The organism is Kitasatospora sp. NPDC036755 (genome assembly GCF_040636595.1).
Classification (GTDB): domain Bacteria; phylum Actinomycetota; class Actinomycetes; order Streptomycetales; family Streptomycetaceae; genus Kitasatospora.
This window is the reverse complement of record NZ_JBEZUT010000135.1, coordinates 1-22,041: the sequence shown is the minus strand read 5'-3', so window position 1 is coordinate 22,041 and position 22,041 is coordinate 1. Positions and strand designations below refer to the sequence as shown.

At 73.4% G+C, this 22,041-nt stretch carries 21 protein-coding genes and 1 pseudogene; 12 read left to right on the top strand and 10 right to left on the bottom strand.

What is annotated here, in order from left to right:
* Together AB0E96_RS21045 and AB0E96_RS21040 are read left to right on the top strand one after the other, a co-directional pair.
* A pseudogene (locus AB0E96_RS21045) lies at positions 1-210 on the top strand (hypothetical protein); the annotation flags it as partial.
* Between the two features lie 360 nt (positions 211-570).
* Positions 571-2,295: a carbohydrate-binding module family 20 domain-containing protein gene (locus AB0E96_RS21040; RefSeq protein ID WP_359825786.1), complete on the top strand. Its 1,725-nt coding sequence runs from the start codon at positions 571-573 to the stop codon at positions 2,293-2,295.
* 103 nt (positions 2,296-2,398) lie between these two features.
* Here AB0E96_RS21040 and AB0E96_RS21035 read toward each other — a convergent pair whose 3' ends face one another.
* A complete protein-coding gene (locus AB0E96_RS21035) occupies positions 2,399-3,142 on the bottom strand; it encodes an SDR family oxidoreductase (protein ID WP_359825784.1) in 744 nt (247 codons plus the stop codon).
* Between the two features lie 408 nt (positions 3,143-3,550).
* On the opposite strand from AB0E96_RS21035, the gene AB0E96_RS21030 reads away from it, so the two are divergent.
* Together AB0E96_RS21030 and AB0E96_RS21025 are read left to right on the top strand one after the other, a co-directional pair.
* On the top strand, positions 3,551-4,606 hold the full coding sequence (locus tag AB0E96_RS21030; protein WP_359825781.1) for an alpha/beta hydrolase-fold protein: 1,056 nt from the start codon (positions 3,551-3,553) through the stop codon (positions 4,604-4,606).
* A 350-nt stretch (positions 4,607-4,956) separates the two neighbouring features.
* Positions 4,957-5,769: a hemerythrin domain-containing protein gene (locus AB0E96_RS21025; protein ID WP_359825779.1), complete on the top strand. Its 813-nt coding sequence runs from the start codon at positions 4,957-4,959 to the stop codon at positions 5,767-5,769.
* A 109-nt stretch (positions 5,770-5,878) separates the two neighbouring features.
* Here AB0E96_RS21025 and AB0E96_RS21020 read toward each other — a convergent pair whose 3' ends face one another.
* Positions 5,879-6,475, bottom strand: a complete 597-nt coding sequence (locus tag AB0E96_RS21020) for a hypothetical protein (RefSeq protein WP_359825777.1) — start codon at positions 6,473-6,475, stop codon at positions 5,879-5,881.
* A gap of 85 nt (positions 6,476-6,560) precedes the next feature.
* Between AB0E96_RS21020 and AB0E96_RS21015 the strand changes: the two genes are divergently transcribed.
* Complete coding sequence (locus tag AB0E96_RS21015; protein ID WP_359825774.1) at positions 6,561-7,523, top strand: DUF1152 domain-containing protein; 963 nt, start codon at positions 6,561-6,563, stop codon at positions 7,521-7,523.
* A gap of 22 nt (positions 7,524-7,545) precedes the next feature.
* Here AB0E96_RS21015 and AB0E96_RS21010 read toward each other — a convergent pair whose 3' ends face one another.
* Both AB0E96_RS21010 and AB0E96_RS21005 read right to left on the bottom strand, forming a co-directional pair.
* The gene (locus AB0E96_RS21010; RefSeq protein WP_359825772.1) at positions 7,546-8,112 is read right to left on the bottom strand and encodes a DUF1707 and FHA domain-containing protein; all 567 of its coding nucleotides are present in this window, start codon (positions 8,110-8,112) and stop codon (positions 7,546-7,548) included.
* A gap of 158 nt (positions 8,113-8,270) precedes the next feature.
* Positions 8,271-8,819, bottom strand: a complete 549-nt coding sequence (locus AB0E96_RS21005) for a DUF1697 domain-containing protein (RefSeq protein ID WP_359825769.1) — start codon at positions 8,817-8,819, stop codon at positions 8,271-8,273.
* A gap of 174 nt (positions 8,820-8,993) precedes the next feature.
* Here AB0E96_RS21005 and AB0E96_RS21000 point away from each other — a divergent pair, with 174 nt between their 5' ends.
* A complete protein-coding gene (locus tag AB0E96_RS21000; protein WP_359825767.1) occupies positions 8,994-9,464 on the top strand; it encodes a pyridoxamine 5'-phosphate oxidase family protein in 471 nt (156 codons plus the stop codon).
* A 25-nt stretch (positions 9,465-9,489) separates the two neighbouring features.
* On the opposite strand, the gene AB0E96_RS20995 is transcribed toward AB0E96_RS21000, so the two are convergent.
* Positions 9,490-9,846 carry an arsenate reductase family protein gene (locus AB0E96_RS20995; protein ID WP_359825766.1) on the bottom strand — a complete coding sequence of 119 codons (357 nt, stop codon included), beginning with the start codon at positions 9,844-9,846 and terminating at the stop codon, positions 9,490-9,492.
* 184 nt (positions 9,847-10,030) lie between these two features.
* Here AB0E96_RS20995 and AB0E96_RS20990 point away from each other — a divergent pair, with 184 nt between their 5' ends.
* From AB0E96_RS20990 to AB0E96_RS20970, 5 genes are all read left to right on the top strand, one after another.
* Positions 10,031-11,248, top strand: coding sequence for a cytochrome P450 (locus tag AB0E96_RS20990; RefSeq protein WP_359825764.1), 1,218 nt, complete (start codon positions 10,031-10,033; stop codon positions 11,246-11,248).
* 168 nt (positions 11,249-11,416) lie between these two features.
* Positions 11,417-12,514, top strand: coding sequence for a PP2C family protein-serine/threonine phosphatase (locus tag AB0E96_RS20985; protein ID WP_359825761.1), 1,098 nt, complete (start codon positions 11,417-11,419; stop codon positions 12,512-12,514).
* Between the two features lie 195 nt (positions 12,515-12,709).
* Positions 12,710-14,140 (top strand): diacylglycerol kinase family protein, encoded by a 1,431-nt coding sequence (locus AB0E96_RS20980; protein ID WP_359825758.1) that lies wholly within the window; start codon positions 12,710-12,712, stop codon positions 14,138-14,140.
* On the top strand, positions 14,133-14,726 hold the full coding sequence (locus tag AB0E96_RS20975; RefSeq protein ID WP_359825756.1) for a phosphatase PAP2 family protein: 594 nt from the start codon (positions 14,133-14,135) through the stop codon (positions 14,724-14,726). Before AB0E96_RS20980 ends, AB0E96_RS20975 begins: the two co-directional genes overlap by 8 nt.
* Entirely contained in the window at positions 14,723-15,421 is a 699-nt protein-coding gene (locus AB0E96_RS20970; RefSeq protein WP_359825753.1) for a DUF1345 domain-containing protein, read from the top strand. Before AB0E96_RS20975 ends, AB0E96_RS20970 begins: the two co-directional genes overlap by 4 nt.
* Positions 15,422-15,830: 409 nt before the next feature.
* On the opposite strand, the gene glnA is transcribed toward AB0E96_RS20970, so the two are convergent.
* On the bottom strand, positions 15,831-17,243 hold the full coding sequence (gene glnA, locus AB0E96_RS20965) for a type I glutamate--ammonia ligase (protein WP_359825750.1): 1,413 nt from the start codon (positions 17,241-17,243) through the stop codon (positions 15,831-15,833).
* 274 nt (positions 17,244-17,517) lie between these two features.
* Between glnA and AB0E96_RS20960 the strand changes: the two genes are divergently transcribed.
* The gene (locus tag AB0E96_RS20960) at positions 17,518-17,985 is read left to right on the top strand and encodes an RDD family protein (RefSeq protein ID WP_359825747.1); all 468 of its coding nucleotides are present in this window, start codon (positions 17,518-17,520) and stop codon (positions 17,983-17,985) included.
* 151 nt (positions 17,986-18,136) lie between these two features.
* On the opposite strand, the gene AB0E96_RS20955 is transcribed toward AB0E96_RS20960, so the two are convergent.
* The 4 genes from AB0E96_RS20955 to AB0E96_RS20940 form a co-directional block, all read right to left on the bottom strand.
* Positions 18,137-18,826, bottom strand: a complete 690-nt coding sequence (locus AB0E96_RS20955) for a DUF4191 domain-containing protein (protein ID WP_359825745.1) — start codon at positions 18,824-18,826, stop codon at positions 18,137-18,139.
* Positions 18,827-19,448: 622 nt separating this feature from the next.
* Entirely contained in the window at positions 19,449-20,402 is a 954-nt protein-coding gene (gene lipA, locus AB0E96_RS20950) for a lipoyl synthase (RefSeq protein ID WP_359825743.1), read from the bottom strand.
* 166 nt (positions 20,403-20,568) lie between these two features.
* The gene (gene lipB / locus AB0E96_RS20945) at positions 20,569-21,366 is read right to left on the bottom strand and encodes a lipoyl(octanoyl) transferase LipB (RefSeq protein WP_359825740.1); all 798 of its coding nucleotides are present in this window, start codon (positions 21,364-21,366) and stop codon (positions 20,569-20,571) included.
* A 241-nt stretch (positions 21,367-21,607) separates the two neighbouring features.
* On the bottom strand, positions 21,608-22,041 hold a 434-nt coding region (locus tag AB0E96_RS20940), incomplete at its 5' end, for a helix-turn-helix domain-containing protein (protein ID WP_359825739.1).

Here is a 22,041-nt window from a genome sequence, read left to right as displayed (position 1 = left end):
AGCACCGCGTACGACAAGCTGACCGTGTCGGTCAACGGCACCGCGCTGAAGACCTACTCCAACGTGGACGCCGCGGCCGGCTACCAGCAGCGCACGTTCGACCTGTCGTCCTACGCGGGCCAGACGGTCACGCTGAAGTTCGCCGGGACCGAGGACGCCTCGCTCCAGACCAGCTTCGTGGTCGACGACACCTCCATCCAGACCGGCTGAGCCCGGGCCGGCTCCTGACGGGCCGGTGAACCAGGACAGGTGAGGGGCCCGGTGGCTACGGCTGCCGGGCCCTTGTCGTGCGTCGGGCCCTTGTCGTGCGTCGGGCCCTTGTCGTGCGTCGGGGCGGTGGTGTGGTCCTGCGGCGGTGCGGCGGTGCGGCGGTGGCGGGCGAAGAAACGTATCTCCTGAGGCGTGGCGAAACTCTTGACGGTCCCTGCGGGCACCTCTAGGTTCAGCGCTGCAAGTTTCCGGCAAGTTGCAGCAAGTTCCTGCAGCTTCGCCCCTTCGGCTGCCCCACCCCAGCCACCCCCAGGAGACGACGTGGTCACCACCGCCCCCACCCTCCCCCGGCCTTCGGCCGTGGGGACCCCCAGGCCCGCCCGCGCGGCCGGCGCGCTCGCCGCCTCGGCGGCGCTCGCGCTCTCGCTCGGCACCTCCCTCGGCGCCCCCGCCGCCCAGGCGGCCCCGCCCGCCGACAACGGCAAGGACGTCACCGCCACCCTCTTCGAATGGCGCTTCGACTCGGTCGCCCAGGCCTGCACCTCCACCCTCGGCCCCAAGGGCTACGGCTTCGTCGAGGTCTCCCCGCCGCAGGAGCACATCCAGGGCGCGCAGTGGTGGACCTCCTACCAGCCGGTCAGCTACAGGATCGCCGGACGGCTCGGCGACCGCACGTCCTTCAAGAACATGGTCACCGCCTGCCACGCGGCCGGGGTCAAGGTGATCGCCGACGCGGTCGTCAACCACATGTCGGCGGGCTCCGGCACCGGAACCGGCGGCACCGCGTACACCAAGTACAACTACCCCGGCACGTACCAGGACCAGGACTTCCACACCTGCCGCCAGCCGATCACCGACTACCACGACCGCGGCAACGTCCAGAACTGCGAGCTGGAGGGCCTCTCCGACCTGGACACCGGCAGCGCGTACGTCCAGACCACCATCGCCCACTACCTGGACGACCTCGCCTCGCTCGGCGTGGACGGCTACCGGGTCGACGCCGCCAAGCACATCGCCGCCGCCGACCTCGCCGCGATCAAGGCGAGGATGGCCAACCCCAGGGCCTACTGGGTCCAGGAGGTCATCTACGGCGCCGGCGAGCCCGTCCAGCCCACCGAGTACACCGGCACCGGCGACGTGGACGAGTTCCGGGTCGGCATGGACCTCAAGCGGATGTTCACCACCGACAAGCTCGCCAACCTCAGCGGCTGGGGCGCCTCCTGGGGCTACCTGCCGAGCGGCCAGGCGCGCGCCTTCGTCGACAACTGGGACACCGAGCGCAACGGATCCACCCTCAACTACACCTACGGCAACACCTACACGCTGGCCAACGTCTTCCTGCTGGCCTCGCCGTACGCCGCCCCCAACGTCTACTCCGGCTACTCCTTCACCAACAGGGACGACGGCCCGCCGAACGGCGGCACCGTCAACGCCTGCTACCAGGACGGCTGGAACTGCACCCACGCCTGGCGGCAGGTCGCCAACATGGTCGGCTTCCGCAACGCGGTGGCGGGCACCGGGGTGACCGACTGGTGGTCCAACGGCGGCAACGCCATCGCCTTCGGCCGGGGCAACCGCGGTTACGTCGCGATCAACCACGAGACCGGCGCGATCACCCGGACCTTCCAGACCGGGCTGCCGGCCGGCACCTACTGCGACGTCCAGCACGGCGACCCGCAGACGGGCGGCGGCTGCACCGGGCCGACGTACCAGGTGGGCGCCAACGGGCAGTTCACCGCGACGGTCGGCGCGGGCGACGCGGTCGCGCTGTACGTCCAGCCCGGCACGAGCGTCTCCGCCGCCTCCTTCAACGTCAACGCCACCACCTCGGTCGGGCAGAACGTCTACGTGGTCGGCGACGCCGCCGCGCTCGGCGGCTGGGACCCGGCGAAGGCGCTGCCGCTCTCCTCGTCCGGCTACCCGGTCTGGTCGCTGTCGCTGTCGCTGCCGGCCGGCACGTCCTTCCAGTACAAGTACGTCCGCAAGGACGCGAGCGGCGCGGTGACCTGGGAGTCCGGCGCCAACCGGACGGCCACGGTGCCCTCGGGCGGGACGGTCGCGCTGAACGACACCTGGCGGCCCTGAGGCCCGGCGCGGGAGCCGGACCCCCGCCGGGGCGTTCGGGCGGAGGCCCGGCTCCCACGGGAGCCGGACCCCCGCGAGGCCCGGGCGGGCGGGGGCCGGTCCGTCACCCCCGCCCGATGTACGGCATCGCCGTCGCCATCACCGTGGCGAACTGCACGTTGGCCTCCAGCGGCAGCCCGGCCATGTGCCGCACGGTGCGCGCCACGTCGGCCACGTCCATGGTCGGCTCGGGGGCGATCCGGCCGTCCGCCTGCCGCACGCCCGCACCCATCGCCGCCGTCATGTCGGTCGCCGCGTTGCCGATGTCGATCTGCCCGCAGGCGATCCGGTACGGACGGCCGTCCAGTGACAGCGACTTGGTCAGACCGGTGACGGCGTGCTTGGTCGCCGTGTAGGCGATCGAGTGCGGGCGCGGGACGTGTGCGGAGATCGAGCCGTTGTTGATGATCCGGCCGCCCGGCGGGTCCTGCGCCTTCATCTGCCGGAACGCGGCCCGGGCGCAGAGGAAGGCGCCGGTCAGGTTGAGGTCGACCACGGCCCGCCAGTCCTCGACCGCCAGCTCCTCCACCGGGACGGCCGGCCCGAAGGCGCCGGCGTTGTTGAACAGCAGGTCCACCCGGCCGTGGCCCCCGGCGGCCGCGGCGAACAGCGCGTCCACCGCGTCCGGGTCGGTGACGTCGGTCGGCACCACGTCGGCCGGGGCGGCGCAGAGCCCCGCGGTCTCCCACAGCGGCCCGGGCCGCCGGCCGGCCAGTACCGTCCGCCAGCCGGCCGCGGCCAGTTCGACTGCGACGGCCCGGCCGACGCCGCTCCCGGCCCCGGTGACGACGGCGATCCGCTGGTTCATGGCACCCTCCTCGACGACCGTGCCCGGTCGGCCCCGGGCCTCCCGTCGGGCCCGCTCCGGAGATCGTCGCGGATCGCCGGGCCGCCGTCACGGGTCGAAACCCCCGGAATCCGGACGGTTCGGCGAGGGGCCGGCGGCCACCCCCGCCATCCGGCCCCCGCCGACCGGCGGGAGTGGTGAGGGGCTTTACCTGATCGCGAACAAACATTGGATTTCCGGTGGCCACCGCGCAACCGGGCCGACCCGACCCACGTCATAAGATCGCAGGAAGGCGCACCCCCGCGAGGGGCGGCGCGCCATCGCTCCGGGGGACGCACCAGTGCTCTGCCCCGGTCTGTCCGGCCCCACCGGGGGGCCGCCGCCCGGTCAGACGGACCGGGCGTGACATTCGGTCGGAGAGTCCTCACCGTGCTTAGGCAGTCGTCCCGTTCCCGCGCCGTCCTGTCCGGCGCCGCCGTGCTCGCTCTGGCCGCCTCGCTCGCGGCCTGCGGGAGTTCCGGCGGTGGGAAGGGGGACAGCGCCACGGCGAAGGCCACCGCCGCCGGCAGCAGCGCGGCGGGCAGCCCGAGCGCCACCGGCACCGGCACCAGCCCGGCCGCGACCGGCAGCCCGGCCGCCGCGGGCAAGGTGCTGATGCCCACCGGGCCCGCCGCCAACCTCAGCAAGTCCCGGGACACCGGCGCCGGCCCGATCATGATGACCAAGCTGACCGGTGCGAAGTCCGGCGTCACCGGCCAGGTCTGGGTCTGGCTGCCGCCCGAGTACAACGACCCCAAGTACGCCAAGACCGGCTTCCCGGTGCTCACCCTGTTCGCCGGCGGCCAGAGCAACGGCTACAACACCTGGACCGACAACCAGCTGCCGATCCAGGAGGAGAACGAGCGCCTGGTCAAGGAGGGCAAGTCCCACCCGTTCATCATGGTCATGCCGGTGCAGAACTTCAACAGCGACGAGAAGAACGCGCTGGACTGCTCGGACATCCCGGGCCAGCCCAAGATGGCCACCTGGATGGCCGAGGACATCCCGGACTTCGTCCGCGCCAACTTCCGCACCGTGAAGGGCCGCGACGGCTGGGGCGTGATGGGTGCCTCCACCGGCGGCTTCTGCAGCGCCAAGCTCGCCCTCCAGTACCCGCAGGTCTACAAGGCGGCAGTGCCGATCGACGGCTACTTCATCCCGGACTCGGGGCTGTGGAAGGGCCACGACGCAGAGCGGGCCGCCAACAACCCGGACGTGCTGGTCACCCAGGGCAAGGCGGATGTGAGCATGCTGGTCACCGCGGGCGGCGCCAACCCGTACGAGACCAAGGTGGTCAAGAGCTGGGTGGACAAGGCGGTGCCGCCGGTGAGCCTCCAGTACCACGAGCAGCCCGGCGGCAAGCACCTCACCTCGGACTTCAAGAAGATGATCCCGGACACCCTGGTGTGGCTCACCGCCCACCTGGCGGGCCCGGAAGCCGACTGAGGCCCCTGCCCCGACCTGCTCCCACCCGTGCCGCCGGTGCCGGGGACGCGCCCGCGCTCCCCGTACCGGCGGTTCTGCTTCCCGGCTCCCGGCTCTCGGCTCCCGGCTTCTGGCGACTCTCCGACGGCTCCTCCCGGGCGTCTCCGGCGGCTGCTCCAACGGCTGTTCCGGCGGCCTTCGCCGTGGTCCGCCGGTGTTCCCCCGTACGGATCCGCCGTCCGTTCGCAGGCCCGTGACCTGCGCGTCAATCGGACATTGATTCGCTTCTGATCGACTGCGAGCACCTTGGCTGGGGCGGTCCTCCACCGGCCGCCGCCACCCGCCGTGCCCCAAGCCGTGAAGAGAGTGCCATGTCGATCCACCTGGTGACCCAGCCCGTCCCCACCGTGCCCCCGCAGGGCCAGTCCGGAACCGACTCGCTGGGCGCGGACGCGTTCGGACGGCCCTCGGGCGACGAGCCGGCCACCATGCGGTTCGCCGGGCTGCGCCTGGTGCACGCCGCGCTGCGCCGGGACCTCGCCCGGCTGCCCAACGCGCTGCGGCTGCTCCAGCCCGACGAGGAGGACAAGGGCGAGGCGCTGCTGCGGCACTGGAACTTCGTCACCGCGATGCTCACCTGCCACCACGAGCAGCAGGACACCCGGCTCTGGCCGATCGTGCGCCGCTTCGCGCCCGAGCTGCGGCTGCTGCTCAACTGGCTGGAGGACGACCACCACAACCTGGACCACTCCTTCACCCGGGTCACCACGCTGGTGCGGATCGCCAGCCGGGACACCGGCAGCGCCTGGCCGGTCGCGTACGCGATGGAGGACCTGGCGGCCCGGCTGGAGACTCACCTGCGGATCGAGGAGCGGCAGCTGCTGCCCCGGATGGAGCGGGTGATCGCCGAGGGCTCCCGGCTCGGCGGGCTGGGCGAGCTGCTGGACCTGCTGCGCCTGGCGGACGGTCCGGGCATGGCGGACGCGCTGGCCTGGCTGCTGGAGGGCGTGGAGCCCGAGACGGTCGAGCGGCTGCTGGCCGAGTGCGACGACGACGTGGCCCGCAACTGGCCGCACTGGCACGCGACCTACCAGCGCTGCACCTCGCCGCTGTGGGGCCCGGTCGACGGCCCGGTCGACGGGACCGGCTTCGACCTCGACAGCCTGGGGAGGATCGCCGACTGAGCCCGGTCGCTTTTCGCGGGCCGTTGATCTACGCGCGTGGCATGGGCCTCCGGCATATGTCGGAGCCCGGTTGGGCTCGCCCGGCGCGCCGACGGAACGCTCGCGGCACCTACTCCGGCAGGCGGTTGAGCCACTCCAGCGGGGCGACCCGGATCGCCGTGTGCGGCGAGCCGTCCCACTCCGCCGGAAGTCCGACCGCCTCCAGCGCGGCGACCACCGCCCGGCCGACCTCCACCGTCCGGCGCTCCGAGACCTCGGCCGCCTCCTCCCCGGTGCGGAACCCGCCGTAGCGCAGCATCAGACCCCGCCCGGCGGCCGCCGCCTCGGTGTCCTGCTGGTGGAAGAAGACGAAGCCGACCGAGTCCTCCGCGGCCTCGCCGCCGATCTCGGCGTAGCCGCAGCCCGCGCAGCAGGTGAAGTCCATCGCCGCGACGATGCCCTCGTCCTCCAGCGCGTCGAAGGCGTCCGCCAGCCGGTCCACGTCGGTGGTCCTCGGCCAGCCGGCCTGCTCGGCCAGCCGCGCCGTCCACAGCGGAGCGACGATCCGCTCCGCCTCCTCGTGCGTCAGCCCCTGGTCGTCGAGGACATCGACCAGGGACTCGGCTATCTCGGCCGGCTCCTGGAAGCCGCACCGGATCAACTCGCGGGCCCGCTCCTGGGCTTCCCGCAGCACGTCGGGGGTGGTGAGAGCCGTCTCCTCGGTCATGCCCGCATCCTCGCACCCGCCACTGACACCGACGGTCCGTGAATCCTGGAGGTGGGCGGCACCGCCGTCCTGCTACCGTCCGCCGGTGACTTCTCTGCTGCAACCGCCGCTGATCACCCGGCTGCTGGCCGCCGAGCGGATCCTGATCGCCGGGGCCGGCGGCGGGTTCGACGTGTACGCCGGGCTGCCGATCGCCCTCGCCCTGCGGGCCGCCGGCAAGGAGGTGCACCTGGCCAACCTCTCCTTCACCCACCTCTACGGCCTGCCCCGCGAGGTCTGGGTGGAGCCCGAGGTGGCCCGGATCGGGCCGGACACCGCCGCCCCCGAGGGCTACTTCCCGGAGCGCACCCTGGCCCGCTGGCTGAACCTGCACGGGATGCCCGACACCGTGTGGGCCTTCCCGACGGTCGGCGTCCAGCCGCTGCGCGAGGCCTACCGGGCGCTGGTCCGCCGCCTGGGCGTGGACGCGGTCCTGCTGGTCGACGGCGGCACCGACATCCTGATGCGCGGGGACGAGGCCGGACTCGGCACCCCGGAGGAGGACATGTCGAGCCTGGCCGCGGTGGCCGGCCTGACCGAGGTGCCCGAGCGGCTGGTCGCCTGCCTCGGCTTCGGCATCGACGCCCACCACGGCGTCAACCACGCGCTGGTGCTGGAGAACCTCGCCGCGATCGACCGGGCCGGCGGCTACCTCGGCGCCTTCTCCGTCCCGCGCGACAGCCGGGAGGGGGCGCTCTACCTGGACGCCGTCGAGCACGCCCGGGCCGCCTTCCCGGAGCACCCCAGCATCGTCCACGGTTCGGTGGCGGCGGCGCTGCGCGGCGAGTTCGGCGACGTCCGCTTCACCGAGCGGACCAAGGGCGAGGAGCTCTTCGTCAATCCGCTGATGACGCTCTACTTCGGTGTCACCGTCGAGGCGCTGGCCGCCGAGAACCGCTACCTGGACCGGCTGGAGCGCACCGTGCTGACCCGCCAGGTAGCCACCGTCATCGCCGAGTTCCAGGACGAGCTGCCGCACCAGCGGCCGCCCCGGCAGTTCCCGCACTGACGGGCCCGCGGACCCCGCCGGATCAGAGCGCGGCGAGCCGGAACTCCAGGTTCCCGAACCGCACCTGGTCGCCCGGCCCGACCCGGACGCCGCCCGCTATCCGGCGCCCGTTCACATGGGTGCCGTTGGTCGAGCCGAGGTCGTACAGCACCCAGCCGCCCTGCTCGTGGCGCAGTTCGGCGTGGTGGCGGGACACCGAGGCGTCGTGCAGCCGCAGCCCCGAGCCGGGCAGCCGTCCGATCGTCAACTGCGCTGCCCCGGCCTGCGGCAGGCTCAGCCCCGGCAGTCGTTCGGTGCGCCAGGCCCGGCCCATCCGGCCGCCGAAGGCGGAGACCCGGCCGACCGTCCGCAGCACGAAGCGCTCGACCGGTCCGCCGGTCGGCAGTCCGGCCACCGCCGCGTCCAACTCGTCGCGGCTGGTGGCCCGCAGGACGATGTCCATCCGGCCGAGGAAGGTGTCGTGCGACAGCCGCCCGCTGCCCGCGCCGTCCCGCAGCACCCCGAGCGCCTGGTCCCGCTCGGCGTCGGAGGGCCGGACCGCGCCGGCCGGACCGGCCGGGCCGACCGGGAGCTCAGGAGGCGTCGTCATGGCCGCATTGTCGGCGCGGGCGGCTCCGGCTGTCCAGATCACGCCGTGCGCGGGCGCGGGATTCGTACGTCACGGCAGTCCAGACGCCCTTTTCGGGCGGGTGGTTCCGCTCGCTCCGGGCCCGCCGACCGAGCCGTCGCGGCCCGCCGTACGGGCCGTCAGGCCTTGCGGGCCGCGGCCAGGATCTTCTCCGTGGTGTGCAGGAAACGGGAGGTGACGGCGCCGCGGTAGGCCTTGCCGAACATCTCCTTGGTGACCCACTTGCCGTCCCTCAGGTGGATCACGAGGTACGCGGCCCCCGGATCGGCGCCGAGCATCTCGACGTCGCCCTTCGGCGAGCGGTGGGGGAGGGCGAGCTCCTCGGGCAGCGGCTCGGAGAGGAAGGCGACGACCAGCCGGACGTCCGGCGTCACCTCGACGCCCCGGAACGGCTCGGCGGCGAGCATGCGGGCCACCTCGTCCACCGTCCGCAGCAGCACCGGCACCGGGTACCCGAGCGACTCCTCCAGGTGCGCCTCGATCCGTGCGGTGAGCGCCGCGCGGTCCGGCTCGTCGGTGGTGAAGAAGACGTTGCCGCTCTGGATGTAGGACCGGACGTCCCCCAGCCCGAGCTCGGTGAAGAGCGCCCGCAGCCGCTCCATCCGCACCGTCCGGCCGCCGACGTTGATGGCCCGCAGGAAGGCGATGTACGTGGTCGTGGTGGTCACCCCGCCAGTGTGGCACCGGCCACCGACAGCGGCCCGGGGCTGCCGGCCCCGACGAGGCCCCCGGTCGGCGTTCCCGCCCCGGCGGCGCCGGCCCGATGCACCCGCCCGGCGCTGCCGCCCGGGTGCTGCCCGGTCCGCACGGCGGCTGTCGGTGCCGGGTGCCAGACTGGCGCCATGGCTACCTGGCAGGACTTCGAGCACGAGGCCCCCGACCTGGCGCCCCTGGTCCGGGCCCGGTTCGAGGCGAACAAGCACCACGTCCTGGCGACGCTGCGCAAGGACGGATCGCCCCGGGTGAGCGGGACGGAGGTCGACTTCGTCGGCGCCGACCTGTGGATCGGGTCGATGTACGGCGCGGTCAAGGCGCGCGACCTCCAGCGCGACGCCCGCTTCGCCCTGCACGCGCACCCGGGGGACGAGACCATGGCCGGCGGTGACTCCAAGGTCTCCGGCCGGGCGGTGGAGGTCACCGACGAGACCGAACTCGCCGCCTTCGCCGGTGATCTGCCCGAGCCGCCGCCCGGCCCGTTCCACGCCTTCCGGCTGGAGCTCGACCAGGTGGTGCACACCGCGGTCGAGGGCGACCACCTGCTGGTGCTCAACTGGCACCCCGGCCGGCCGGTGGAGCGGATCCAGGTCCACTGACCGGCCGACTGCGCCGCGAACTCCGCTACGGCAGCACGGACTTGAGGGCCTCGGGGGTGCGGGCCACCACGGCGTGCCCGTCGTCCGCGGTGATGATCGGGCGCTGGATCAGGATCGGGTGCTCGGCCATCGCCGCGATCCAGCGGTCCCGCTCACCCGCCTCCCGGGGCCAGTCCTTCATGCCCAGGTCCTTCGCGGCCTGCTCGTCGGTGCGGGTGATGTCCCACGGCTCCAGGCCCAGGCGCTCCAGCACCCGCACCAGCTCGGCCGCGGTCGGCGGCTCCTCCAGGTAGCGCCGCACGGTGTACTCGACCCCGGCGTCGTCCAGCTCGCCGAGCGCGGTCCGGCACTTGCCGCACCGCGGGTTGATCCAGATCTCCATGCCGGTCACCCTACCGAGCGGCCCCCGCCCGTCCGGCCCGCCCCGCCGGGCGATCCGGTCCGTACGGGAACTCCACTGCCCCCACCGGAGGTTGACCGATGGGGGAGCGCGGTGCGGGAAGCGCGACCAGGTGGACCGGTCGGGACGACCGGCCGGGAACCGTGATCTCGGGAGGGGAGCCCCGATGGACGGCGCGGCGATCATCGAGCAGTTGATGAGCACGGAGGTCAGGACCGACCCGTACCCGTTGTACGCCAGGGCCCGCGAACTGGGCCCGGTCGTCCCGGCCGGCGAGGGCATGTTCGTGGCGAGCGGCTACGCGGCGGTCAACAGGGTGCTGCGCACGCCCGCCTTCGGCGTCGCGTCCGCCGAGATGATGGCCGGGCTGGATCCGGACCACGTGGCGCACGCCTCGCTCACCCTGTTCGGCCACTCGATCCTCCAGCGCAACGCGCCCGACCAGCCCCGGGTCCGCTCGCTGATCGCCTCGGTCTTCACCGCCCGCCGGGTCGCCGCGCTGCGTCCGGCCGTCGAGGCGGCGGTCCACCGTCTGCTGGACGGGATGGCCGAGCAGGGCGCCGACGGCTCGCCGGTGGACTTCATGGACGCCTTCGCCTTCCGGCTGCCCGTCGGGGTGATCTGCGAGCTGCTCGGCGTCCCCGAGCCGGACCGCTACCGCTTCCGCGCCCTCGCCTCCGACCTGACCGTCGCGCTGGAGATCGTCCAGGACCTGGACGATCTGGCCGCCGCCGACGAGGCCGCCGACGAGCTCGCCCGCTACTTCACCGAACTGGCCGCCGAGCGCCTGGTCCGTCCCCAGGACGACCTGGTCACCGACCTGGCCCGGATCGCGGCGGCCGACGACGAGCGGCTCTCCGCCCAGGAGCTGCTGGCCAACCTGGTCCTGCTGCTGGTGGCCGGCTTCGAGACCACCACCAACCTGCTCGGCAACGGCCTGGCCCTGCTGTTCCGCCACCCCGACGCGGCCGCCGGGCTGCGCAGCGGCGCGATCACCACGGCCGGGTTCACCGACGAGGTCCTGCGCTTCGACTCCCCGGTCCAGGCCACCGGGCGGGTCGCGCTGGACGAGGGCCTGGCCGTTGAGGGCCTGCCGATCCCGGTCGGCGCCGCGGTGACCCTGCTGATCGGCTCGGCCAACCACGACCCGGCCCGGTACGAGCGGCCCGAGGTGTTCGACCCGACCCGCACCGACAGCCAGCCGCTCAGCTTCGGCGGCGGCACCCACTTCTGCCTGGGCTCCCAGCTGGCCCGGCTGGAGGCCGAGGTCGCGGTGCCCGCGCTGCTGGACCGCTTCCCCCGGCTCGCCCCCGGCGGCGTCCCGACCCGGCGCGACCGCTTGGTGCTGCGCGGCTTCGAGACCCTGCCGGTGACCGTCCGCTGACACTCCGTCCCCGGGGTCGGCGACCGGCACCTCCGACCCCGGTGACCGGGACGTTCGGCCGTTCGTGGCAGGGCCGCCGGTGGGGGAGCATGGAGGGACCAAACCGGCCATTCCGGACCGATCGCCCGGACCGATCACCCGGAACGGCCGCCTGCCAGGAGGTCCGCCGTGCCCACAGCACCCCGCCAGCCGCGCCCCGCGGCGTTGGAGCCCAAGGCGCCGCGGTGGGTGCCCTGGCTGCCGGTGCTCCTGCTGGTGCTGGACCTGGTCGCCGAGGCCGTCGTCCCGGACGCCGTCGCCGCCGGCTTCCTGCTGACCGCGCTGCCCGTGGTGGCCGCGTTCAGCTACGGACCGGCGCTCACCGCCGTCACCACGGCCGGCTCCCTGGGGCTCCAGCTCGTCCTGGCGCTGCGCGCGGGCCACGTCAACGAGCAGCACCACGTCTGGGTCTACATCGCCACCCTGCTCTCCGGCGTCATGGGCACCGCGCTGTCCTGGCAGCGCACCCGGCAGAACCGCAACCTGCTCCAGGCCCGTACGGTCGCCGAGACCCTGCAGCGCACCGTGCTGCGCCCGGTGCCCGAACGGGCCGGCGGGCTGCGGGTGGCCGGCCTCTACCGCCCGGCCCAGGCCGACGTGCTGGTCGGCGGGGACCTGTACGAGGTGTGCGACACCCGCTTCGGCGTGCGGGTGCTGCTCGGCGACGTCCGGGGCAAGGGCCTGGAAGCGGTCCGCACCGTCGCCGACGTCCTCGGCGCGTTCCGGGCGGCCGCGTACGACACCCCCGGGCTCGTCGAACTCGCCGACCAGCTGGACCGCGCGGTGCTGCGCGACGCCGCCGACCGGGGCGACGACGAGCTGTTCGTCACCGCCGTCCTGCTCCAGTACCGGCCCGGCTCGGACTGCGTGGAGATCGTCAACCGCGGCCACACCACCCCGCTGCTGCTCGGCGGCGGGGGCATATCCCCGGTGGCCTGCGCCGACGAGCTCCCGCTCGGCCTCGGCCACCTCGGCCCCGCCGAGGAACTCAGCAAGGCGGTCACCGTCGCGCTGCCCCGGGGACACACCGTCCTGCTCTACACCGACGGCGTCAGCGAGGCCCGCGACACCACCGGCGCCTTCTACCCGCTGGCCCCCCGCCTGGCCGCCCTCGGCAGCACCGCCCCCGACCGGGTGGTCTCCTTCCTGGCCCAGGACGTCCACCGGTACGCCGGTCTGCTCGCCGACGACCTCGCCGTCCTCGCCCTCACGCCGGACGTTCCGTAGCCGTCGTACCGCCTGCCCGCCGTCTGTCCGCTGTCCGTCCGCCTGCCGTACCGCCCGCCTGCCGTACCGCCCGCTCCCGCCCCGCCGCCCCGTCGCCCGGACGGCCCCGCCGGGATGCCCGGGGAGGCGGGAGTGCGCAGGCTGCTGGCAACGACCGGGCCCCGCCGGGGTCCGTAGTCGTGGCGCGGGGACGTCGTGGCGCTGGAGGACGAGATCGACGGGACACGGACGGCGGGCACCGACGCGGGCGGCGGCGCGCGGCTGCTCGCCCGCGGCGCCCTGCTGGCGGCGGCGGGCGCCCTGGGGATGCTGCTGTTCGCGCTGGGGGAGGGCGGGCTGCTGGTGGTCGGGGCGGGGCTGCTCGGGCTGGTCGTCTGGGCCGCCGGCGCCTGGTGGTTCCTGGCCTACCGGGGCGCGGTCCGGGTGTTCGGGCTGCTCGTCGGGATCGCGGCGCCGGTCGCGGTGCTGGTGCTCTTCGCCCACCACCGGCTGTGGCTGACGGCCCTGGTCCTCGTCGCGTGCTGGGGAGCCGCCCTCGCCCTCGCCCGCGCCGCGCTGCGCCGGGCCGCCCCGGAGCCGCCGATGCGGGCCTATCCCGCGCCCCGGCCGCGGCGGCCGGTCCTGTTCATGAACCCGAAGTCCGGCGGCGGGAAGGTCGGCCGCTACGGGCTGGTCGAGCGGGCGGAGGACCTCGGCGCCCGGGTGGTCCTGCTCGACCACTCCACCCGTGCCGATCTCGCCGCGCTGGCCCGTACGGCCGTGGCCGAGGGCGCGGACCTGCTCGGCGTGGCGGGCGGCGACGGCAGCCTGGCGGAGGTCGCGGCCGTCGCCGCCGAGAACGGCCTGCCGTTCCTGGTGGTCCCCGCCGGAACCCGCAACCACTTCGCCATGGACCTCGGTCTCGACCGCGCCGACCCGCCCAGCGCCCTGTCCGCCCTGACCGGCGGCGACGAACTGCTGGTCGACCTCGGCGAGGCCTCCGGCCGGGCCTTCGTCAACACCGTCTCCTTCGGGGTGTACGCCGACATCGTGCAGAGCCCCGAGTACCGGGAGGACAAGGTCGGAACGGTGCTGGCGCTGCTGCCCGAACTGCTGGTCGGCGAGAGCGCGCCGCGCGTCGACGCCCGGGCCGACGCCACCGTGCTCACCGGCGAGCAGGCGCTGCTGGTCAGCAACAACCCGTACGGTTCGACCGAGGGCCTCGGCATCGGCGACCGCCGCCCCCGGCTCGACGGCGGCGAACTCGGCGTGCTGGGCATCCGGGTCTCGGGCGTGGCCGAGGCCGCGGACGTGGTCCTGCGCGGCACCAGGTCCACCGGGCTGAGGGCGCTGACCGCGCGGCGGGTGGAGGTGACCGGGAGCGGGGACGAGACGGCGGTGGCGATCGACGGCGACGCGCTGCGGATGCCGGTCCCGGTGGTGTGCACGCTGCGCCCGCGGGCCCTGCGGGTCCTGGTCCCGCACGACCGGCCCGGTGTCTCCGCTCCCGCGCCGCCCGTGGACTGGCACCGCCTGGCCGACCTCGCCCTCGGCCGCGACGAGCGCCATCCCGGCGGCTCCGGCCCGGCCGCCGAGGAGCCGCCCGCCGGCCAGGCGCCGACCGACGGAGGACCGACCCGTGACTGACCCGACCCCCGCCACCGCCCCGTCCTTCCCCACCGCCGTACTCACCGACCTCCGGACGCTCGACGGAGCCGTCTACGGCGCCGTCGCCGCCACCCCCACCCCGGCCCTCGACTCCGCGCTGCGCCGGCTCTCCCGGGCCGCCGACCACTCGAAGATCTCGCTGACCGTCGCCGCGCTGCTCGCCCTGCGGCCGGGCCGCCCCCGGCAGGCGGCGGTGGCCGGGGCCGGCGCGGTGGCCCTGGCCTCCGTGACGGCGAACCTGGTCGGCAAACGGCTGGTCCGCCGCCCCCGGCCCGACCGGGAGCAGGCCCGGGTGGTCGTCGGCCGGCAGGTACCGATGCCGGAGTCGGCCTCCTTCCCGTCCGGCCACACGGCCTCGGCGACGGCCTTCGCCACCGCCGTCGGCGTGCTGCTGCCGCCGCTGGCGGTACCGCTCGGGGCCCTGGCGCTCGCGGTCGGCTACTCCAGGGTCCACACCGGCGTGCACTACCCGGGCGACGTCACGGCCGGCGCCCTGATCGGCTTCGCGGCCGCGGTGGCCGCCCTGGCCGTCGTCCGCACCGCGCCGCCACCCCTCCCGGAATGAACGCCCCGCCCGCCGGCGGGGGAGCCGACCGCTGGCTGTCGGAGCGCCGCCGCGCGACGACGAGCATCCTGATCGCGACGGGCACGGCGCTGCTGCTGTCCGTCCTGGACGACGGCTGGTGGCGGGTGTCGGGCGCGGACGTGGGCGTCCTGGTGCTGCTCGCCTACCTCCTCCCGTACCTCGCGATCACCTCGGTGGTCTTCTCCACCGCCTCCGGCGAGCGGGTGCGCGCCTGGGCCCGGCGCACCGAACGCGGCACGATGCTCCAGCGCTACGTCCTCGGGTCGGCCCCCGGGCCGGGCGTCTCGATCGCCATCGCGGCCGCCGCCCTGCTGGTCGCGATGGTCTGGCGCCCCGGCCACCTGGGCTCCGACCTCGCCCCGGTACCCCGCGCCCTGATCGCCCTCGCCCTGGTCGTGCTCGCCTGGGCCTGCGTCGCGGTCTCCTTCGCGGTCGCCTTCCAGGCCGACAACCTGGTGGAGGACGAACGGGCCCTGGAGTTCCCCGGCGGCCGCCCCCCGACCTGGCTCGACTACCTCTACTTCGCCCTCTCCCTGATGACCACCTTCGGCACCACCGACGTCCTCGTGCTCTCCCGGGAGATGCGCCGCACGGTCGCGGCCAACTCCGTCATCGCCTTCGTCTTCAACACCGTCACCGTCGCGAGCCTGGTCTCAGCCCTCAACTCCCTCTGAAACCCGGCCTCTTGGAGCTTCCGCCACCCGGCAGGGGCCGGTGCCGCTGCCGGGTTCTGGGAGGACCGCCCGTGCTGCTTCGGGGCCTTGCGGCAGGCGTCGGCCGCGACGACGGCGGGGACGTAGTCGTCCCGCATGAGGTGGCAGCAGTCCTTGAACGCGGACTCGCCGCCGTCCGCGGCCGTCTTGCGGGCGTCCTCCACGAGCTCCTTGGCGGCGTTCTGGGCCTTGTTCATCACATGGGATAGCGCCGGTGCGGCACACCCCGCCCGCGCACGGGCAGCTGCCCCGCACCGGCGCCGACGGCTGTAGCCGCGCACGACCGGCCTGCCACGTGAAGACCGCCGCGTAGGGCCGTCGCGCGCGACGAGCGATCGGCCTGCGTCCCCGGAGGACGGAGGCCGGCCCTTTAGAGGTCGTAGTAGAGCTCGAACTCGTGCGGGTGGGGGCGCAGGGCGATGGGGGCGATCTCGTTGGTGCGCTTGTAGTCGATCCAGGTCTCGATCAGGTCCGGGGTGAAGACGTTGCCGGCGAGGAGGTACTCGTGGTCGGCTTCCAGGGCCTCCAGGACGGCGGGGAGCGAGGAGGGCACCTGGGGGACGTTGGCGTGCTCCTCGGGGGCGAGCTCGTAGAGGTCCTTGTCGACCGGCTCCAGCGGCTCGATCTTGTTGCGGATGCCGTCGAGGCCGGCCATCAGCATGGCGGCGAAGGCCAGGTAGGGGTTGGAGGCCGGGTCCGGCGCGCGGAACTCGATGCGCTTGGCCTTGGCGTTGGAGCCGGTGATCGGGATGCGGATCGCGGCGGAGCGGTTGCGCTGCGAGTAGACCAGGTTGACGGGCGCCTCGAAGCCCGGCACCAGGCGGTGGTAGGAGTTCACCGAGGGGTTGGTGAAGGCCAGCAGCGAGGGGGCGTGCCGGAGCAGGCCGCCGATGTAGTAGCGGGCGGTGTCGGAGAGTCCGGCGTAGCCCTGCTCGTCGTAGAACAGCGGCGAGCCCTCGGTCCACAGGGACTGGTGGACGTGCATGCCCGAGCCGTTGTCGCCGAAGATCGGCTTCGGCATGAAGGTGGCGGTCTTGCCGTTCCGCCAGGCGACGTTCTTGATGATGTACTTGAACAGCATCAGGTCGTCGGCGGCGTGCAGCAGGGTGTTGAACTTGTAGTTGATCTCGGCCTGGCCGGCGGTGCCGACCTCGTGGTGCTGGCGCTCGACCTCCAGTCCGGCCTTGGCGAGTTCCAGCGACATCTCGGCGCGCAGGTCGGCGAAGTGGTCGACGGGCGGGACGGGGAAGTACCCGCCCTTGTACTTGACCTTGTAGCCGCGCACGTCGCCCTCGGCGGCGCCGCTGTTCCAGGCGCCGGCCTCCGAGTCGATGTGGTAGAAGGACGCGTTGGCGCTGGTCTCGAAGCGGACCGAGTCGAAGACGTAGAACTCGGCCTCGGGCCCGAAGTACGCGGTGTCGGCGATGCCGGAGGAGGCCAGGTACGCCTCCGCCTTCCTGGCGACGTTGCGCGGGTCGCGGCTGTACGCCTCGCCGGTGACCGGGTCCTGGATGAAGAAGTTGATGTTGAGGTGCTTCTCGGCCCGGAAGGGGTCGAGGCGGGCCGTGGCGAGGTCCGGCACCAGGGCCATGTCGGACTCGTGGATGGCCTGGAAGCCGCGGATCGACGAGCCGTCGAACATCAGGATCTCGGACGGATCGAAGGTCGCCGCAGGTACGGAGAAGTGCTGCAAGACGCCCGGCAGGTCGCAGAATCGGACGTCGACGAACTTCACGTCGTTGTCCTGGATGAACTGCTTCACTTCGGCGGCGTTGTTGAACATCCATCCTCCTCGGCGTGCGAATTGGGCTCACCATAGGAATGGGTCGTTTCCACTCGGTGACCCGCTCGTTTCCTCGATGTTAACCGCGACCCTCGGACGGCTGGCAAAGTCGTACGGGACGGTACAAATCACCCCGCCCAGCTGGGCACCCTCCCAAAAGTGGTCTGGACCACTTGGTAAGCCCCGGAACGGCGATTCACCCGGTCGGGGACGATGCCCCGGCCGGAGGGGAGCCGGTGGGGGCGCGGGCCGTCAGCCCGGTTAGTGTGGATTCGTGGACACCAGAGAAGCGTTGGGATCGTGGATCGACGGCCCCCGGGCGGCCGCCGAGAAGATGGGCGCCGACTTCGGCCACCGCGGCGAGCGCCTCGGGCTGCCCAAGGAGGGCCCCGGCTCGATCGCCGGGCCCGGCCGCCGGATCGGGGCGCTGTTCGTCGACGGCTGGCTCGTCGCCCTGATCTCGTACGGGCTGATCGCCCGCGGCGACCAGGCCGAGGCCAACCTGTGGACCAGCCCGCTGTTCTTCGTCGTCGCGGCCCTGCTGCTGTCCACCACCGGCACGACGGTCGGCAAGCGGCTGTTCGGCCTCCGGGTCGTCCGCCTGGACGGCCGCCGCGCCACCATCCCGCAGGTCCTGCTGCGCACCCTGCTGCTCTGCCTGGTGGTGCCGCCGCTGGTCTGGGACCGTGACACCCGGGGCCTGCACGACAAGGCGGTCGGCACCGTCGAGGTCCGCATCTAGCGCCCGCCGTTCGCCGCCCGGCGCGGGACGGCGGACGCACCGCCGGAGCGCGCAGGACGCCGGAACACACAGGACGCCGGAACATCGAAACGGCCCCGCCGCGGAGCTTCCGCGGCGGGGCCGTTCTCGTGTCGTCAGGGGAGGGAGCGGATCAGCGGACCTGGCCGCCCTTGGGCATCCGGGCGCCCTTCGGCATCGGACCCTTGGGGATCGGCGCCTTGGAGAGCAGGTCGCCCAGCGCGCGCAGGCGGTCGTTGGTCTCGGTGACCTGGGCCGCGGTGATGGCGCGGGGCAGGCGCATCAGGTGGATCTGGAGCTTCTTCAGCGGGATCTCGCCCTCGCCGTTGCCCACCACGATGTCGTGCACCGGCACGTCGCCGACCACACGGGCCATCTTCTTCTTCTCGGAGACCAGCAGCTGGCGGACCCGGTTCGGGTTGCCCTCACCGATCAGCGCGATGCCGGCCCGGCCCACCGCGCGGTAGACCGCGTCCTGGTTGCGGGTGACCGCCACCGGGGTGGAGTTGGAGCTCCAGCCGCGCCGGATGTTGTTCAGCACCGCCGCGACGGCACCGGGCTGCCCCTCCATCTGGCCGAACGCGGCGCGCTCGGCCCGGCGCCCGAAGACGATCGCCATGGCCAGCACGGCCACGATGAAGCCCAGGATGCCCAGGTAGACGGGATGCTCGATCGCGAAGCCGATGGCGAGGAACACGCCGAAGGTCAGCAGGCCGACGCCGGCGATGATCAGGCCGATCTTGGTGTCGACCTTCTTGGTCATGGTGTACGCCAGACGGATCTGCTGCAGCCGTCCGGGGTTCTCGGATGTTTCCCTCGCCATAGTGCTCATGGTACGTGGCACGGGTACGGGATATCCAAGCCCGGGTACCCGTTCGCCCCAACCGTGACCCGTGCGCCCGTACGCCGTCGCGCAGAGCGACGCGGGCGCCTCACCGCCGCACGGACCGCGGTCCCGTCGGGCCCGTCCCCGCCGGACCGGTTCCCGGTCGCGTTCCGGCGCCCGGCCCCGCGGTGGTTCCGGCCGCCGCTCCCGCTCCTGCTCCCGCTCCCGCGGCCGCGTGGTCGTGCCGGCGGTCCGCCGCGTACCGGCGGTTCTCGCACACCGCCGCCCACGCGTTGCGCCGTGCCCGCCGCTGGCCGGGGGCGAGCAGCACGCTCTCGGCGAACCGCAGCGCCATCCCCACCGACCGGATCCGCATCCCCATGCCGAACAGCTCCTCTCGCGGCCACGACGGCCGGGATGGCTGCGAAGAATCGAACGTCCACCGGGCGCCCAGTGTCCCCACACCGTGTTACCAGTCCGTGACCAGCCGGTCAAAGCGTGGTGAAAACCGGAAGGGCGGAGCCGGAGCTCCGCCCTTCCCATGGCTTGAAACGATCAGGAGGTCATCCTCGGACCGCCGTCACGCCGTCACGCCGTCACGGCCTCGGCACCGGTGCCGTCAGACCGCGGCCTGCTCGCGCCGCTCCAGCGCCTGCCGGTACAGCCGGCCGGCCCGGTACGAGGACCGCACCAGCGGGCCCGACATGACGCCCGCGAAGCCCAGCTCCTCGGCCTCCTCCTGGAGCTCGACGAACTCCTGGGGCTTCACCCACCGCTCGACCGGGTGGTGGCGCAGCGAGGGGCGCAGGTACTGGGTGATGGTGATCAGCTCGCAGCCGGCGCCGACCAGGTCGGCCAGCGCCTGGCTGACCTCCTCGCGGGTCTCGCCCATGCCCAGGATCAGGTTGGACTTGGTCACCAGCCCGGCGGCGCGGGCCTGGGTGATGACGTCCAGCGAGCGCTCGTAGCGGAACGCCGGGCGGATCCGCTTGAAGATGCGGGGCACCGTCTCGACGTTGTGCGCGAGCACCTCGGGGCGGGAGGAGAAGACCTCGGCCAGCTGCTCGGGCACCGCGTTGAAGTCGGGGATGAGCAGCTCGACGCCGGTGCGGCCGGCCTCGCGCGCGGCGGTCATCGCGTGCACCTGGCGCACGGTCTCGGCGTACAGCCAGGCGCCGCCGTCCTCCAGGTCGTCGCGGGCGACGCCGGTGATGGTGGCGTAGTTGAGGTCCATGGTGACGATGGACTCGGCGACCCGGCGCGGCTCGTCGCGGTCGAACTCGGCGGGCTTGCCGGTGTCGATCTGGCAGAAGTCGCAGCGGCGGGTGCACTGGTCACCGCCGATGAGGAAGGTCGCCTCGCGGTCCTCCCAGCACTCGAAGATGTTGGGGCAGCCGGCCTCCTGGCAGACCGTGTGCAGCCCCTCCTTCTTCACCAGCGACTGGAGGGCGTTGTACTCCGGGCCCATCTTCGCGCGGGTCTTGATCCACTCGGGCTTCCGCTCGATGGGGGTCTCGCTGTTGCGGACCTCCAGGCGGAGCAGCTTCCTGCCGTCGGGCGCGACAGCGGACACGTGCGACTCCTAGAACTAGACGGGGTACCCCCAGGGTACGCCTGTGGTTGTACGGCCTTCGCCGGGCCTACCGCCCTGCAATCGCAGGGCAACATGGCTACCGGCCGGTAGATTCCCTGCGGCCGCCGGGACTTTCCGGCGGCCGTCGGCGCGGGCGCGGGACGGGTCAGCGGTGGGGTGCCGGCTCCGGCAGCTCGGCGAAGACGTCCGCCAGGTGCCGTTCGACGACCGGCGCCGCCTCGGCGGCGGACAGCCCGCGCTTCAGCTCGCCGGTGAGCGAGGCGACGCCCGCGTCCCGGATGCCGCACGGCACGATCTTGTCGAACCAGGTCATGTCGGGGTCGCAGTTGAGTGCGAAGCCGTGCATGGTCACCCCGCGGGCGACCCGCACGCCGATCGCGGCGAGCTTGCGGTCGTCCCCGCGCTGGCCCGCGTTGGACGGGGCGTACTCGGGGCCGGCCAGCCGCGGGTCGATGCCCAGCGGCAGGCCCATCCGCAGGGTCAGCTTGCCGATGTCCACCACCTGAGCCGGATCCACCACGGCATCCGGGATGGACTCCCCCAGCACCCAGACCCCGCTGCGGCCCTCGACCCGGGTGGACCCGATGCCGAACTCGCCCGCGGTGCGGATCAGCGCCTCCTCCAGCCGGCGGACGTAGGCGATGACGTCGATCGGGTCGGGCAGCTTGACGATCGGGTAGCCGACCAGCTGGCCGGGGCCGTGCCAGGTGATCTCCCCGCCCCGGTTGACCTCGACCACCGGGGTGCCGTCCAGCGGGAGGTCGGCGGGGTTGGTGCGCTTGCCCATGGTGTACACCGACTGGTGCTCCAGGAGCAGGACGGTGTCGGGGATCTCGTCCGCGACCCGCAGCGCGTGCAGCCGCTGCTGCTCCTCCCAGGCCTCCTGGTACGGGACGTGGCGCTCGCCTATGCCCATGTGGACGAAACGCACGTTCTCGCTCATGCGCCCACCTCGCCGCGCTCGGCGGCCCGGTCGCGAGACGCGCTGCCCCCGACTGTCCGCTCGCTTCGCTCGCTCACCGTCACTGTGCTCCTTGCCGGGCGTTCGAGACCAACCTCGCCACTGTACGCCCCGGCCCGGTCGGACCTTCCGGTCGCCCGGGACCGGTCGCCCGGGACCGGCCGTCCGGGACCGGCCGTCCGCCGGCCCCCTCGCCCGCCTGCTCAGCCCCTCGGGCGTCTGCTCAGCCGCCCGCGAGGAGCTGCAGGCGCAGCGCGAGCTGGAGCTCCAGCGACCGCTCCGGCCGGCTCCAGTCCCGCCCGAGCAGCGCCTCGACCCGGTCCAGTCGCTGGACCACGGTGTTCACGTGGACGTGCAGTTCGTCCTTGGCCCGGGTGAGGCTGCCGCCGCAGTCGAAGTAGGCGCGCAGGGTGCGGACCAGCTCGGTGCCGCGCCGGGCGTCGTACGCCAGCAGCGGGCCGAGCGTCGCGCCGACGAAGCCGTCCACGTCGTGGCCGTCGCCGAGCAGCACGCCGAGGAAGCCGAGCGCCCGGGCGGAGGCGCCCTCGCCGGCACGGCCGAGCCGGGATCTGCATGGCCGCGTAGACCAGCACCTGGAGGATCGAGAAGGTGGACAGCGCCGAGGCCCCGATGCCGAAGCGGTCGGCGGCGTCCAGT